The organism is Sphingomonas sp. 3P27F8, from assembly GCF_005502745.1.
GTDB lineage: Bacteria > Pseudomonadota > Alphaproteobacteria > Sphingomonadales > Sphingomonadaceae > Sphingomonas.
The window spans coordinates 172,453-186,721 of the sequence record NZ_SCNL01000002.1 but is presented as its reverse complement, the minus strand read 5'-3'; the positions used below and the strand labels follow the sequence as shown (position 1 = coordinate 186,721).

Genomic DNA, 14,269 nt, shown 5'->3' with positions numbered 1-14,269 from the left:
AAGCAGGAGCCCTTGGGCAAGGCCGGGATGCGCGCGCTACATCAATAGCCTGCGGCGCGTGCGATCAGATCGGCGTGGAAGTTGGCATCGCCGAACATCTCGGCGAGCACCCGTTGGCGCTTCATGTAGAAGCCGATGTCATATTCGTCGGTCATGCCGATGCCGCCATGCATCTGCACGCCTTCCTGTACGCTGAGCATCGTCGCGACACCCGTCATCGCCTTGGCGATCGAGACGGCGGTATCTGCCTTCGCGTCGCCCGCATCGAGCAGTTGCTGTGCCTTCAGCACGGCGGCGCGCGCCACCTCCATCTCGCTATACAGATGCGCTGCGCGATGCTGGAGCGCCTGGAAGCTGCCGATCAGCGTGCCGAACTGCTTGCGCTCCTTGAGATAGTTGACGGTCATATCCATCGCGCCCGCGCCGACCCCCAGCATCTCTGCGGCTGCGCCGGTGCGGCCGGCACGAAGCAGCCGATCGAGCGGCGCACGGCCGGCATCGACCTCGCCGATCACCGCATCGGCATCCAGTTCCAAACCATCCAAGTCGATTCGCGCGGCGATGCTCGAATCGGCCAGCCGCTCTGGCGTGACAGTCATTTTCGCGGCGTCCTTCGGCACCGCGAACAGGGTGACGCCGGCGTCGTCATTGGCCGATCCCGCGGTGCGTGCGGCGACGATCAAGAGGTCAGCGATGTGCCCGTGCGTGACGAACTGCTTCTTGCCCGTCAACCGGAAGCCGTTACCCGCGCGCTCCGCCTTCAGGCCGACGCTTGCGCGGTGTTTGGCGCCTTCATCGATCGCGAGTGCGGCGACGGTCTCGCCTTTCAGGATACCGGGATACCAGCGTTCGGCATGGCCGGTGCCCTTGAGCGCCTCAACGGCGGCGACGGCGGTGGACAGAAATGGTGACGGCGAGAGGTTGCGACCAATTTCCTCCAGCACCACACCCGCCTCGACATGACCGAGGCCAAGGCCGCCGCGATCCTCCTCGATGAGGATGCCGGTGAAGCCCATCTCGGCGAATTGTCGCCACAGATCGCGGCTGAATCCGGTCGTGTCCTTGGTATCGCGCAGCTTGCGCATGTGGCTGACAGGGGCATTCTCGGCGACGAAATCCTTCGCGGTGTCGCGCAGCATCGTCTGCTCGTCATTCAGGAAAAGCGGCATTTGATTCTCCCTCGTTCCGGCCTGGCCGGAATCGCTTGATGTCTTCTCGGCTTACGCGCCCGGCAGGTTCAGAATGCGCTTTGCGATGATGTTAAGCTGCACTTCGGACGTGCCGCCCTCGATCGAATTGGCCTTCGTGCGCAACCAGGCCCGCGCTTCATGGCCGTTCGAGGAGCGATCGCTTTCCCATTCCAGCTCGTCCGAGCCGCCCGCGGCCATCATCAGTTCATGCCGCGACTTGTTCAGCTCGGTCCCGTAATATTTCATCATCGACGGCTGGGCGGGATGCGCACGGCCGGCTTTCAGCTCGTCAATGAAACGTTCGGACTGTGCCGCGAACGCCTTGGCCCGTACCTCGAACAGCGCGATCTGCGCACGCAATAGCGGATCGGCGAGGCGGCCATCATGATCCAGGCCGATCGTCGCCAGCGCGCCCTCGATCAGCGGGTTCTTTCCGCCCGAGCCAAGGCCCATGCCCGATATCATCTCGCGTTCATGCCCGAGCAGATATTTCGCGACGTCCCAGCCCTTGTTGAGTTCGCCGACGAGATTTTCCTTCGGCACCTTCACATTGTCGAAGAAAGTTTCGCAGAACGGCGAGTAGCCGGAGATCAGCAGGATCGGCTTGGTCGACACGCCAGGCGTCCGCATGTCGAACAGGACGAAGCTGATCCCGTTATGCTTGTTCGCGGGATCGGTGCGCACCAGGCAGAAAATCCAGTCCGCCTTATCGGCGTAGCTGGTCCACACCTTCTGCCCGTTGACGAGGAAATGATCCCCCTTGTCCTCAGCCTTGGTGGCGAGGCTGGCGAGGTCCGACCCGGCGTTCGGCTCCGAATAGCCCTGGCACCAGCGGATTTCCCCGCGCGCGATCTTCGGGAGGTGCTCCTTCTTCTGCGCTTCATTGCCGTATTTGAGCAGCGCCGGCCCGAGCATCGAAATACCGAACGACGACAGCGGGTTGCGACAGCGCAGCTTCGCCATTTCCTCGCGCAGCACCTTGGTTTCGGCCGCGCTCAGGCCGCCGCCGCCATATTCCTTTGGCCAGTCCGGCACGGTCCAGCCGCGCGCGCCCATGCGGTCCATCCACTGCTTCTGCGCGGGCGTCATCTCACCCTGGTCTCGGCCGCCCCACACCGAATCCTTTTCGGTACGGATCGGCTCGCGCATTTCGGGCGGGCAGTTTGCTTCCAGCCACGTGCGCGTTTCCGCGCGGAACTCTTCTAGGTCGCTCATCACTTGCTCCAGACTAGATCATGCGCCGCGCGCGCGGCGGCGATCGAAAGATGGTCCTGATAACGGTCGGCGATCACCTGCACGCCGATCGGCAGCCCGCCCGCGCCCATCGCGACCGGCACGCTTGTGGCAGGCAAGTTCGGGAATGTGGCAAGGCCGGCCCAGGCGAATTGCGTCGCGAACGCGGTGTCGCGCCCGTCGATCTCCAGCCTGCGCCCTGGCAGGGGCGTGTCGTCGTGCGCAAAGGCAGTGGTGCCGAAGACCGGCGCGATAACCGCATCATAAGCACCGAATAGCTCGTGCCACTTGCGGACATTGCGCGCCTGATGATCGGCAAGATCAAACCATTCCGCGAGCGTCGGCGTGCCGCGCACCGGATCGGGCGCCCCGCGTGTCATCGCGATATTCAGCATGTGCATGTAGTGGCGATGCTGCGCCGACAGATCGGGCAACAGGCCGCTGCGATAATCCACGCTTGCGCCGACACGGGCAAACCCCGCGCCGATTTTCTCCAGCGCGGCGCGCATCTCCGTCGCGATGCTGGCTTCGGGATGATCGGCGAGAATGAGGATGCGCCACTCGTCTGGCCGGCGGGCAGGTGCTGGCGCCACGGGGTGGTCGGCGAGCACGTCAAGCGCGGCGGCCAGATCGTCAGCATCGCGCGCCATCGGGCCGCAGACGCTGAGCGCGACGCGCGCGCCATCCGTCCCGGGGAAATTGTGGCCGCTGGTGGACAGCAGCCCGAACGTAGGCTTCAATCCCCATACGCCGTTGAAGGCCGCCGGCGTGCGGATCGAGCCGCCGATGTCGGAGCCGATCTCCAGCGGCACCATGCCGGTCGCGAGCGCCACCGCGCTGCCGCCGGACGAGCCGCCGGCTACGCGGCCATGATCGCGCGGATTGACCGTCCGGCCATAGATCGGATTGGTCGACTGAACGTCCGCCAGGCCGACGGGCACGTTGGTCTTGCCAAGGATGATTGCGCCGGCGCGTTTCAGCCGCCGCACCAGCGCGGCATCGCGCGTCGCGGTGAAATCGCGATGCTCGGTGAAGCCCCATGTCGTCTTGAGGCCGGCCAGGTCATAGCTTTCCTTGATCGTCATCGGCACGCCGAGCAGCGGCGCGTCGAAGCCATGCTTGATCCGCTGGTCCAGTTCCGCCGCCGCATGGCGCGCGCGGTCGAAATCTCGCACCACCACCGCGTTGAGCGGTCCGTCGCGCGCCTCGATCCGGGCGATTGCCCCTTCGGTTTCGAGCAACGCGCCGGATTCGCCCGAGCGGACGGCGGCGGCGGTCTGGAGAGCGGAGCGCTCGGTCATTACAACGGGCTGCCGTTCTCGGCAGCTGCCTTGAGGCTTTCGGCGACCTTGAAGCCATGCTTCTCAAGGCCGGTTACAACCTTTTTCAGCCCCTCGGTCTGCGCCCAGAACATCGGGCCACCGCGATAGACCGGCCAGCCATAGCCATAGATCCATACCACGTCGATGTCCGACGCGCGCTGCGCCTTTCCCTCCTCCAGGATCAGCGCGCCTTCGTTGACCATTGGGTAGAGCGTGCGCTCAACGATTTCCTGATCCGTGATCTCGCGCTTCGCCAGGTTGGATTTCTGGCGGAATTCCTCGATGATCTCCGCGACCCGCGCAGAAGGGGTGGGGTTACGTTTCTCGTCGTAATCATAGAAGCCGGCCTGCTTCTTCTGCCCCCAGCGGCCCTCGGCGGCGAGCGCGTCCCGGATGCTCTCGATGCGGGTGGGGTCGCGGTGCCAGCCGATATCAACGCCCGCGAGATCGGCCATCTGGAATGGCCCCATCGGCATACCGAAATCGACATGTACCTTATCAATCTGCTGCGGCGTCGCGCCTTCCATCAGCAGTTTGTTCGCCTCGATCTGGCGCGGAGCTAGCATGCGGTTGCCGATGAAGCCGTGGCAGACGCCAGCGACCACCGCGACTTTCCGAATCTTCTTGGCGAGCGCCATGACGGTGGCGAGCACGTCTTTCGCGGTCTTGTCGCCGCGCACCACCTCCAGCAGCTTCATGACGTTGGCGGGGGAGAAGAAATGCATCCCCACCACATCTTCCGGCCTGCCGGTGGACGCGGCGATCTCGTTCACGTCGAGGTAGGACGTGTTCGACGCCAGGATCGCGCCGGGCTTTGCAATCTTGTCGAGCTTGCCGAATATGTCCTTCTTCACATCCATATTCTCATAGACCGCCTCGATAATGAGGTCGCAATCCTTGAGGTCTTCGAGCTTGAGCGTGGGGGTGAGCAGCGCCATCGCCTTTTCCGGCGCGTCGGGCTTGATGCGGCCCCTGGCAGCGGACGCCTCGTAATTCTTGCGCACGACGCCAATGCCGCGATCTAGCGCTTCCTGCTGCATCTCGACGATAGTGACCGGCACGCCGGCCGAGAGGAAATTCATGCTGATCCCGCCGCCCATCGTGCCCGCGCCGATCACGCCGACGCGGTTAATCGGGCGGAGCGGCGTCTTGGGATCGACGTCATCGATCTTCGCGGCCTGACGCTCGGCGAAGAAAATGTGGCGCTGCGCGGCGGACTGGACGCCGGTCATCAGCTTCATGAACTCTTCGCGTTCGTATTTCATGCCCTCGTCGAAGGGGCGGTCGGTCGACGCTTCCGCGCATCGAATATTGGCTTCGGGCGCGTCGAAGCCGCGGAACTTCCGGGCGTTGGCCTTGCGGAATTCGGCGATCGCCTCCGGGTCCGCCTTCGCCTGCTTGTCGCGGATACGCGGAATCGGGCGCTTCGATGCGACTTCACGGGCGAAGGCGATCGCGTCTGCCTCAAGGCTGTCCTCGCCGACGACGCGATCGATCAGTCCAAGTTCCGCGGCCTTCTTCGCCGGCACGGGATCGCCGATCGCGAGCATCGGGAGCGCAGCCTTCATGCCGATCAGGCGCGGCAGGCGCTGCGTCCCGCCCGCTCCGGGAAGCAGGCCGAGCTTCACCTCAGGCGTGCCGATCTGGGCGGAGGGCACGGCGACGCGATAATGGCAGGCGAGCGCCGTTTCACACCCGCCGCCGAGCGCCGTGCCGTGGATCGCCGCGACGATCGGCTTGGACGAGGCGTCCATCATATCGATCACCTCATGGAGCGATGCGCCCTTCGGCGGCTTGCCGAACTCGGTGATGTCGGCCCCCGCGAAGAAGGTGCGACCGTCGCAGCGCAACACCATCGCGACGATCGAGGCATCGGCAATTCCCTCCTTCACGCCCGCTTCCAGCCCGTCGCGCACGGCCGCACCCAGTGCGTTCACCGGCGGAGAATCGGAGATGATGACAAGGATATCGCCATGGCGTTCGGTGCGGACGGGTGATGTCATGGGAAAATACTCCAGTTTGGTGCATCCCCCGTCGCCGGGGGCGTCAATCGAAAGGGCGGGTGGCCGGTCACGTCAGCGCGGCATAGATCATCGTCTTCAGTTCACGGCGGATCGGGTAGATCATCGAGGGGGACAATTGCGTCATAAAAACCATCGACAGCCGCTCGACCGGGTCGATGAAGAAGGCGGTCGAGAACATGCCGCCCCAATAATATTCGCCCACCGATCCCGGCATCATCGATCGTGCGACGTCGATCGTCACGGCGAATCCAAGCCCGAAGCCGGTGCCGGCATTCTGCGTTTCGCTGAACAGCGAATCGGACATCGCGGCGAGGTCTGCGTTACCGGGCAGGTGGTTCCGGGTCATCAGGTCGATCGTCTTGAGACCAAGGATGCGCGCGCCGTCCAGTTCGCCGCCGTTGAGGCACATCTGGCAGAAGCGGTGATAGTCTAGCGCGGAAGATACGAGGCCGCCGCCGCCAGACATGAATTTGAACGGCGTGGACCACATGCTCTCGCTCGCGCGATCGAACATCTGGCGGCCCTTGCCGGGGACCAGCGTGTAGCAGTCCACCAGCCGATCGATCTTTTCAGCCGGCACGGTGAAGAAGGTGTCGTGCATCTTGAGCGGCTTGAATATTCTCTCCTCGAAGAAGCGCTCCAGCGGCATTCCCGACACGCGCTGGACGACCAACCCGAGCACGTCTGTCGCAACCGAATAGTTCCAGCGCGTGCCCGGGGAAAATTCCAGCGGCAGCTTGCCGAGTTCGCTTATGAACCCGTCCAGGTCGAAGCCACCGTGCCAGTTTTCCAGCTTCAGTTCACGATGGGCCGCATCGATATTGGATCGGTTCTGGAAGGAATACGTGAAGCCGGCAGTGTGTCGCAGCAGATCGACCATTCGCATCGGTTCGTCGGTCGGCCGGGTCATGAACGGCACACCCGCACCGCCGCCGGCGTAAACGCCAACCCTTTTCAGTTCCGGCAACACGTGGTGCACTGGTGTGTCGAGGGCAACCTTCGCCTCCTCCACCAGCATCATGAACGCAACGGAGGTGATCGGCTTGGTCATGGAAGCGATGCGGAAAAGCGACGTTTCGTCGATCGCTTTCCGCTCGCCCTCGCGCGCCGCTCCCTGCGACGAGAAATGCGCGATCTCGCCATCGCGTGCGATGAGCAATTGGGCGTGAGGAAACTCGCCCGGATCGAGATAGCGTTCTTTCAGCAGGCGGTCGATCGCGGCGAGCCGGCCTGAGTCAAAGCCCAGTTTTTCTGGCTTGGCGATCTTCATGCCTATCCATACCCCTATTTCAAATCGGGTTCATGCCCTATCGCTTGAGCGGCGCTGAAATCAATCCTAACCTCGCACCGGACAAACCCGTTTTTCTAGTAAGAGAGGATCGCCGTGGATAAACAGTCGACAGCGCTACCGGCATGGCCGGTCGTGTCGCTGGCGGAGGCGACGGCGATTCTCACCGCGCCGGGCAGTCGTTTTGAAATGCAGACCGTTGCGATTCGCGGCCTGCCCACCCGCGTATGGAAGAACGCGCCGCCGCATATGGCCGCACTGGTCCGGCTATCACGCGGGCACGGCGCGGCACTGGCGACGATCTATGAAGACGAGCGCGTCAGCTATGAAGCGCAGTTCCGTGCGATCGCGACGCTGGCGGCGGATCTGCGCGCGCATGGCGTGGAGAAGGGCGATCGGGTGGCGGTCGCGATGCGCAACCTGCCCGAATGGATCATCGGGTTCTTCGCGGCCGCGGTAATTGGCGCGATCGTGGTGCCACTCAACGCATGGTGGACGAGCGACGAGCTTGCCTATGGTCTGAGCGACTCGGGCGCGAAGGTGCTGATCGCCGACGACGAGCGCTGGGCGCGGGTCGCGCCGCATCGCGCCGCGCTTCCCGCGCTGCGACGTGTGCTCGTTAGCCGGGCGGCAGGGCCGTTGGCTGGCGCGGAGCGATTGGAGGTCGTGATCGGCACGCCCGGCGACTGGGCCACTCTCCCGGATCGCGATCTTCCCGAGGCCGATCTCATGCCCGACGATGATGCCTCGATTCTCTATACCAGCGGAACGACCGGCAATCCGAAAGGGGCACTCGGGACGCACCGCAATTTCATGACCAATATCCTCTCTACCGGCTTTGCGATGGCGCGGATGTTCATACGGCGCGGCGAACCGTTGCCGGAGCCCACCCGGAAGGTGGCGCTGACAGTGATTCCGTTGTTCCACGCCACCGCGCTCTCGGCCGGTCTCATGGGATCGATGGCGGCGGGAAACACCACGATCTACATGCGCAAGTTCGAGGCGCTGCGCGCGATGGAGATCATCGAACGCGAGCGGGTGAATTCCACCGGCGGCGTTCCCACGATCGCCTGGCAGTTGCTGGAGCACCCGGATCGACATCGCTTCGACCTCTCCAGCCTGGAGACGATCGGATATGGTGGCGCGCCATCCGCGCCCGAGCTGGTCCGCAAGATCGCCGCGGATTTGAAGGCGCTGCCCGCCAACGGCTGGGGCATGACCGAAACGACCGCCACCGTTACCACCCATGGCGCAGAGGACTATCTTAACCGGCCGGAAAGCTGCGGACCACCGGTGGCGGTCGCAGACCTGAAGGTGATGGACGCGGAAGCCGCGCGCGAACTGCCGACGGGAGAGATCGGCGAACTGTGGGCGCGCGGCCCGATGATCGTGAAAGGCTATTGGAACAAGCCGGAGGCGACCGCCGCGACTTTCGTGGACGGGTGGGTTCGCACCGGGGATCTTGCGCGGCTGGATGAAGAGGGGTTCTGCTTCATTGTCGATCGCGCGAAGGATATGGTGATCCGGGGCGGCGAGAACATTTATTCGAGCGAGGTTGAGAATGCGCTCTATGCCCACCCCGCCGTCACGGATTGCGCGGTGATCGGCCTGCCGCACCGCACGCTCGGCGAGGAGCCTGCGGCCGTCGTGCACCTCGCGCCCGGCGTTAGCGCGAGCGAGGCGGAGTTGCAGGCGTGGGTGCGTGCCCGGCTCGCCGCCTTCAAGGTGCCAGTGGCGATCCGCTTCACCGCGGAAACCTTGCCGCGCAACGCCAATGGCAAAATCATGAAGCGCGATTTGAAGGCGTTGTTCGAAGATTGTGCGGCTGCTTGAGAAAGAGCGGGGTGTTCCGCGGAACGGTTTCGAGGGCGAAACATTGAGGCTAACGGGAGCTTTATGACGTTCGGGGGAGCAATTGCGTGGACCGCATGACGGACTTTCTGCGCGGGCGGCGGCGCAGCGAATTGACGGTCGAGGAAAAAGCGGCGCTGGAAAATGTGATTTCAGAGGTGGTGGTCGTGCCGCCGCGTCATGTGATCGCACGTCGTGGGGACAGGCTGCACAACAGCACCTTGCTGATCGATGGCTTCATCTGCCGCTACATGGATGCGCGTGATGGCTATCGTCAGCTCGTTTCCTATCAGATCCCGGGCGATTTCGTCGATCTGCACGGCTATCCGACCAGGCACATCGATCACGATATCGCAAGCCTGACCGAAGCGCGAATCGCGCTGGTGCCGCATGAGCGACTCGACGCCGTCATGGCGACGATGCCGCACCTCGCGAAGCTTCTCTGGTTCAGCACTATTCTTGATGCCGCGCTCCATCGTGAATGGATTTTCCGGATTGGAAGGCTGGATGCGTTGGGACGGGTCGCGCACTTCCTGTGCGAAACGAATTTGCGGATGGCCTGCGTCGGCCGCGCGGTTGATGGTCGCTTCGCTCTTCCCTTGACGCAACAGGATCTGGGCGAGGCGTGCGGTTTGACGAGCGTGCATGTCAACCGCACGTTGCGCCGTCTGCGAGAGGAGGGCGTCGCGCAAGTCGCGCGGGGATATGCGCACGTTCAGGATTTCGCGCGACTGGCCCGCATCGGCGAGTTCGATCCCGATTATCTGTATCTGGAAGATGGGCCGTGGCACAAAGTCTGAGCGCGCCGGCCTGATCCTCGTACGAGGCTGGCGGTGTTCACGGTTTGTCGTTAAAGTCGTGATATGGCCGATCGGTCCCCTGATGCTTTCGACACGCCGGCCCCGCCGACGCCCTCGTCAAGTCCGAGCGAGGGGGCGTTCGGGCTTCCGCTGACGGCGAATGGTGTCGAGGATGCGCGAATAGCGCTTCGGCGAGACCGCCTGCTGGCTGCGTTGACGCTGCTTGCCGGTCTTGGTGTCGCGTTGGGCACGCCCTTCGCGCTGAAAGCGGGTGCGGAGTTCTTTCTGCCCACGACGGTTGCGCTGGTGGTCGGTATCGCGCTGATCCCATTGCTGGAATGGCTGGAGCGCCGGCGCGTTCCGTCCGCCCTTGCGGCGCTGATCTGCGTGCTGCTGTTCCTGCTGGCGGCGAATATCGTGGTCGCATCGATCGTTTTCCCGGCGATCGACTTCTTCCGGCTGCTGCCGAAGCGTATCGGGCGCATCCAGGAAAACCTCGCGCCGCTCCTCGATCTCTATTCGAACCTCGAACGTTACGCGAACCGCACGCTGCACCAGATCGCCTCCACCCCGACCCGCCCGACGCCTACCCCGACCTTGACCCAGCCAGGGTCAATTATCGAATTCTTCGCAAGTTCGGCACCTGCGGCGATCGTGCAATTGTTCTATGCAGTCCTCGTCGCTTTCTTCTTCCTGTCGGGATGGACGCGGCTTCGCGAACGCACCATCACCAGCCGCACCAGTTTTGGCGGTGCGATGGCCACGGCGCGGGTGATCCAGGACGTGGTGGATCACGTTTCGTCGTATCTCGGCACGATTACCGTTATCAACATCGCGCTAGGGCTGACGATCGCTGGCGCGCTCCACCTGATCGGTATGCCGTTTCCGCTCATGTGGGGCGGGATCGTCGCGATGCTCAACTACATCCCTTATTTCGGCCCGGTCGTGGCGGCGTTTTTGATCGCGATCGGCGCGCTCATGACGTTCGGCGATATATGGACCGCGCTTGCTGCTCCGGGAATCATGTATGGTTGTCATCTGATCGAGGCGAACGTGCTAACCCCTTTGATCGTCGGGCATCGGCTGACGATCAATCCGATCCTCATCCTCATCTCGATAAGTTTCTGGGGCTGGATCTGGGGTACACCGGGCGCGCTGTTGGCCGTGCCGTTGCTGGTCATCATTCAGACGGTCGTCAGCGCCGCGGGTAAGCCGGACATCGCCGGATTTCTTTTCGAGCACGGTACGCTGGTTCGCCCCGACCGCCGGCGGTCGCGCCGATTTGAAAAAGGTTCGTCGACGGCTGTTGACAGCCCCGGATCACCCGCCTAGTTGGCGCGCCTCACGCTTTCCAAGCGGGTGTAGCTCAGTTGGTTAGAGCGCCGGCCTGTCACGCCGGAGGTCGCGGGTTCGAGCCCCGTCACTCGCGCCATCCCTTTTGATGGAAGGCGTTTTCAAACATTAGTTGGGATTGACCGGTGGTGGTTGCCCTCCGGGATCGGCAGGCGCCGGCACGTCAATGTCGGGGCCCGGCGGCGCGATCTCCGGCGGCGGAGCGCTGGGCTCCGGCGGCTGGCTTGGTTGCGGCACGTCGGGCGGTGGCGCGGGTGGCGGGTTAGTTGCCATGATCGTTCCTTCCGACAGATAAACGCGGGACTTGGCACACGGTTGCCGCGTGCCGCTTGCCGAAGCGTGCCGGGCGGTATAGAGGCGCGCACTTCGGCGGTGTCCCAAGCGGGCGTGGCGGAACTGGTAGACGCGCTGGATTTAGGTTCCAGTATCGCAAGATGTGGGGGTTCGAGTCCCTTCGCCCGCACCAGTCACCCGCACGTTGCGGGGCGGCACCTCCTCCCGGATTATTTCCTTTACGAAGGCTGACGATGCAGACTGTCGAGACGTTGAACGAAGGGCTGAAGCGCGCCTACACGCTGACCATCACCGCAAAGGACATCGACAAGAAGGTCGATGCCGAGCTGAAGCGCGTCGCGCCGCAGATCCGCATGCCCGGCTTCCGCCCAGGCAAGGTTCCGGCAAATCTGGTGCGCAAGATGCACGGCCCGGCGCTGTTGCAGGATGCGCTCAACAATTCGATCCAGGAAGGCGTGCAGACGCTGATCGCCGACAAGCAGCTCCGCCCCGCGATGCAGCCGTCGGTCGAACTTGGCGAAGGCTATGAGCCGGGCAAGGATGCCGAGGTGAAGGTCGAGCTCGAGGTACTGCCGCAGGTGCCGACCCCGTCGATCGACGCGCTGAAGCTGGAGCGGCTGACCGTACCGGTATCCGACGAGGCGGTGGACGAGCAACTCAAGAAGTTCGCCGACCAGATGAAGCGGTGGGAAGACGCGAAGGCGACGTACAAGGCCAAAATCGGCGATCAGGTGACCGTGGATTTCGTCGGCAAGACCCTGGACGGCGTTGCATTCGAGGGCGGCACCGGCACCGACATGGCGATCGAGCTGGGCGAAGGTCGTCTGATCCCCGGCTTCGAGGATCAGGTCGTCGGCGTGAAGACCGGCGACGAGCGTCAGATCAAGGTGACGTTCCCGAATGACTATCCTGCGAAGGAACTGGCTGGCCAGGACGCGACCTTTGACCTGACAGTCAAGTCCGTGAAGACGGCCGCGGAAAGCAAGATTGACGAGGATCTTGCGAAGAACCTCGGCCTCGAGAGCCTCGAGCAGCTCAAGGGCCTGCTCAAGGGCCAGATCGAGCAGGAGCATAACGGGCTCACGCGCACCTATATGAAGCGCAAGCTGCTCGATCAGCTCGCCGCTGGCCATGATTTTGAAGTGCCACCGTCGATGGTCGAGGCGGAGTTCGCGCAGATCTGGCAGCAGCTTGAGCATGAAGCGACGCACGAGGCCGATCCAAAGGCCGCGCTGGAAGAGCTGGAAGGCGACCGCGACGATTACCGCAAGATCGCGGAGCGCCGCGTGCGTCTGGGCCTGCTGCTCTCCGAGATCGGGCAGGCGAATGGCGTCGATGTAACGCAGCAGGAAATGAACCGTCTGATTGCGCAGGCGGCACAGCAGTATCGCGGCGAAGATCAACAGCGCTTTATCCAATATATTCAGCAGGAGCCGATGGCCGCCGCCCAGCTCCGCGCGCCGCTTTACGAAGACAAGGTGGTCGACTTCCTGTTCGAAAAGGCTGAAGTGACCGATCGCGAAACCACCCGGGGGGAGCTGGAAGCGGCGATCGAAAGCGATGACGGTTTCTCGACCGGTACGCACACCCACGATCACGACGATCACAAGCCGCGCAAGAAGCCCGCTGCAAAGAAGGCCGATACCGGCGCGGATGCCGCCGAGAAGCCGGCCAAGAAGACGCCGGCGAAAAAGGCCGTGGTAACCGATGAGTCGCCGGCAGCGGAAGAAAAGGCCGCCAAGCCCGCCGCGAAGAAGGCACCGGCCAACAAGGCAGCGCCGGCGACCGATGAGGCGGATGCCAAGCCGGCTACGAAAAAGGCGCCGGCTAAGAAGGCCGCCGCGAAGAAGGAAGCGTGACGCTAGCGCCTAGGCACTGGTAGTTTCATTTTCACCGAGCCTGTCCGGGTTCCGCCTTTCCTGTTAGTGAGGGGCGGGGGCCGCGACAGGCTCGATGCGTTTTTGCCCAGGGGTGTCCGTGCCGACCCAACCGACGATCGCCGTACTGCTGCCATGCTATAATGAGGAAGCCGCGATCGCGCAGACGATCTCGGGGTTTCGCGCTGCGCTGCCGGCTGCCGCGATCTACGTCTATGACAACAATTCCAGCGATCGCACCATTGAGGTGGCGCGCGCCGCTGGCGCGATCGTGCGCAGCGAGCGGATTCAGGGCAAGGGCGCCGTGGTCCGCCGAATGTTTGCGGATGTGGATGCCGACATCTACGTGATGGCGGATGGCGACGCCACCTACGACGCGGCTTCCGCGCCGGCGCTGGTGGCGCGGGTACTGGACGAGCAACTCGACATGGTGGTTGGTAGCCGGATCGGCGAGGCAACCGAAGCCTATCGGCGTGGCCATCGGTTCGGCAACGCACTGCTGACGGGGATGCTGACGCGGCTGTTTGGGCGCAGCTTCACCGATATCCTATCCGGCTATCGCGTGTTCTCCCGCCGTTTCGCTAAAAGCTTTCCCGTGCTTTCCGCGGGGTTCGAGATCGAAACCGAGATCAGCGTACACGCGCTCGAACTGAAAATGCCGGTAGCCGAGGTGGAAACGGCCTATTTCGCGCGGCCGGAAGGCTCTACCTCGAAGCTGTCCACCTATCGTGATGGCTGGCGCATCCTGCGCACCATTCTGATGCTCTATCGCATCGAGCGGCCCCTGTGGTTCTTCGGGGCGGTGGGCGCATTGCTGTTGCTGCTGGCGCTCGTTCTCGCCGCGCCGCTGATCGTCACTTATGCGCAGACCGGGCTCGTGCCGCGTTTCCCCACCGCGATCGTGGTGACCGGGCTTATCATTCTCGCGGCGCTGAACGGTTTCGCGGGACTGATCCTCGATACCGTGGTGCGCGGGCGGCGCGAGGTTCGGCGGCTGGCATATCTTGCCTATCCCGCGCCATCGCGCGGGGCTTGAA

At 63.6% G+C, this 14,269-nt stretch carries 10 protein-coding genes and 2 tRNA genes; 7 read left to right on the top strand and 5 right to left on the bottom strand.

Features of this window, described 5'->3' with window-relative positions; translation table 11 throughout:
• Positions 1 to 41 precede the first annotated feature (41 nt).
• From FFS35_RS03470 to FFS35_RS03450, 5 genes are all read right to left on the bottom strand, one after another.
• Positions 42 to 1,169: an acyl-CoA dehydrogenase family protein gene (locus FFS35_RS03470; protein ID WP_137785724.1), complete on the bottom strand. Its 1,128-nt coding sequence runs from the start codon at positions 1,167 to 1,169 to the stop codon at positions 42 to 44.
• A gap of 51 nt (positions 1,170 to 1,220) precedes the next feature.
• Entirely contained in the window at positions 1,221 to 2,405 is a 1,185-nt protein-coding gene (locus FFS35_RS03465; protein WP_137785723.1) for an acyl-CoA dehydrogenase family protein, read from the bottom strand.
• Complete coding sequence (locus FFS35_RS03460; RefSeq protein ID WP_137785722.1) at positions 2,405 to 3,724, bottom strand: amidase family protein; 1,320 nt, start codon at positions 3,722 to 3,724, stop codon at positions 2,405 to 2,407. The genes FFS35_RS03465 and FFS35_RS03460 overlap by 1 nt, the downstream gene beginning before the upstream one ends.
• Positions 3,724 to 5,748, bottom strand: coding sequence for a 3-hydroxyacyl-CoA dehydrogenase NAD-binding domain-containing protein (locus FFS35_RS03455; RefSeq protein WP_137785721.1), 2,025 nt, complete (start codon positions 5,746 to 5,748; stop codon positions 3,724 to 3,726). The genes FFS35_RS03460 and FFS35_RS03455 overlap by 1 nt, the downstream gene beginning before the upstream one ends.
• Positions 5,749 to 5,815: 67 nt before the next feature.
• Complete coding sequence (locus FFS35_RS03450) at positions 5,816 to 7,039, bottom strand: serine hydrolase domain-containing protein (RefSeq protein ID WP_137785720.1); 1,224 nt, start codon at positions 7,037 to 7,039, stop codon at positions 5,816 to 5,818.
• 114 nt (positions 7,040 to 7,153) lie between these two features.
• Between FFS35_RS03450 and FFS35_RS03445 the strand changes: the two genes are divergently transcribed.
• From FFS35_RS03445 to FFS35_RS03415, 7 genes are all read left to right on the top strand, one after another.
• On the top strand, positions 7,154 to 8,890 hold the full coding sequence (locus tag FFS35_RS03445) for a class I adenylate-forming enzyme family protein (RefSeq protein ID WP_249341429.1): 1,737 nt from the start codon (positions 7,154 to 7,156) through the stop codon (positions 8,888 to 8,890).
• Positions 8,891 to 8,985: 95 nt separating this feature from the next.
• Complete coding sequence (locus tag FFS35_RS03440) at positions 8,986 to 9,708, top strand: Crp/Fnr family transcriptional regulator (RefSeq protein ID WP_137785941.1); 723 nt, start codon at positions 8,986 to 8,988, stop codon at positions 9,706 to 9,708.
• 63 nt (positions 9,709 to 9,771) lie between these two features.
• The gene (locus FFS35_RS03435) at positions 9,772 to 11,040 is read left to right on the top strand and encodes an AI-2E family transporter (RefSeq protein ID WP_137785719.1); all 1,269 of its coding nucleotides are present in this window, start codon (positions 9,772 to 9,774) and stop codon (positions 11,038 to 11,040) included.
• A gap of 23 nt (positions 11,041 to 11,063) precedes the next feature.
• A tRNA-Asp gene (locus FFS35_RS03430) sits at positions 11,064 to 11,140 on the top strand.
• Between the two features lie 302 nt (positions 11,141 to 11,442).
• Positions 11,443 to 11,527: transfer RNA gene (locus tag FFS35_RS03425), tRNA-Leu, on the top strand.
• A 61-nt stretch (positions 11,528 to 11,588) separates the two neighbouring features.
• Complete coding sequence (tig, locus tag FFS35_RS03420; RefSeq protein ID WP_137785718.1) at positions 11,589 to 13,214, top strand: trigger factor; 1,626 nt, start codon at positions 11,589 to 11,591, stop codon at positions 13,212 to 13,214.
• Between the two features lie 94 nt (positions 13,215 to 13,308).
• Positions 13,309 to 14,268 carry a glycosyltransferase family 2 protein gene (locus tag FFS35_RS03415; protein ID WP_171007489.1) on the top strand — a complete coding sequence of 320 codons (960 nt, stop codon included), beginning with the start codon at positions 13,309 to 13,311 and terminating at the stop codon, positions 14,266 to 14,268.
• Position 14,269: the final 1 nt, after the last annotated feature.

Coding starts and splice junctions, on each gene's coding strand:
- FFS35_RS03470 (WP_137785724.1), bottom strand. CDS start 1,169: ATGCCGCTTTTCCTGAATGACGAGCAGACGATGCTGCGCGACACCGCG.
- FFS35_RS03465 (WP_137785723.1), bottom strand. CDS start 2,405: ATGAGCGACCTAGAAGAGTTCCGCGCGGAAACGCGCACGTGGCTGGAA.
- FFS35_RS03460 (WP_137785722.1), bottom strand. CDS start 3,724: ATGACCGAGCGCTCCGCTCTCCAGACCGCCGCCGCCGTCCGCTCGGGC.
- FFS35_RS03455 (WP_137785721.1), bottom strand. CDS start 5,748: ATGACATCACCCGTCCGCACCGAACGCCATGGCGATATCCTTGTCATC.
- FFS35_RS03450 (WP_137785720.1), bottom strand. CDS start 7,039: ATGAAGATCGCCAAGCCAGAAAAACTGGGCTTTGACTCAGGCCGGCTC.
- FFS35_RS03440 (WP_137785941.1), top strand. CDS start 8,986: ATGACGGACTTTCTGCGCGGGCGGCGGCGCAGCGAATTGACGGTCGAG.
- FFS35_RS03435 (WP_137785719.1), top strand. CDS start 9,772: ATGGCCGATCGGTCCCCTGATGCTTTCGACACGCCGGCCCCGCCGACG.
- tig (WP_137785718.1), top strand. CDS start 11,589: ATGCAGACTGTCGAGACGTTGAACGAAGGGCTGAAGCGCGCCTACACG.
- FFS35_RS03415 (WP_171007489.1), top strand. CDS start 13,309: ATGCGTTTTTGCCCAGGGGTGTCCGTGCCGACCCAACCGACGATCGCC.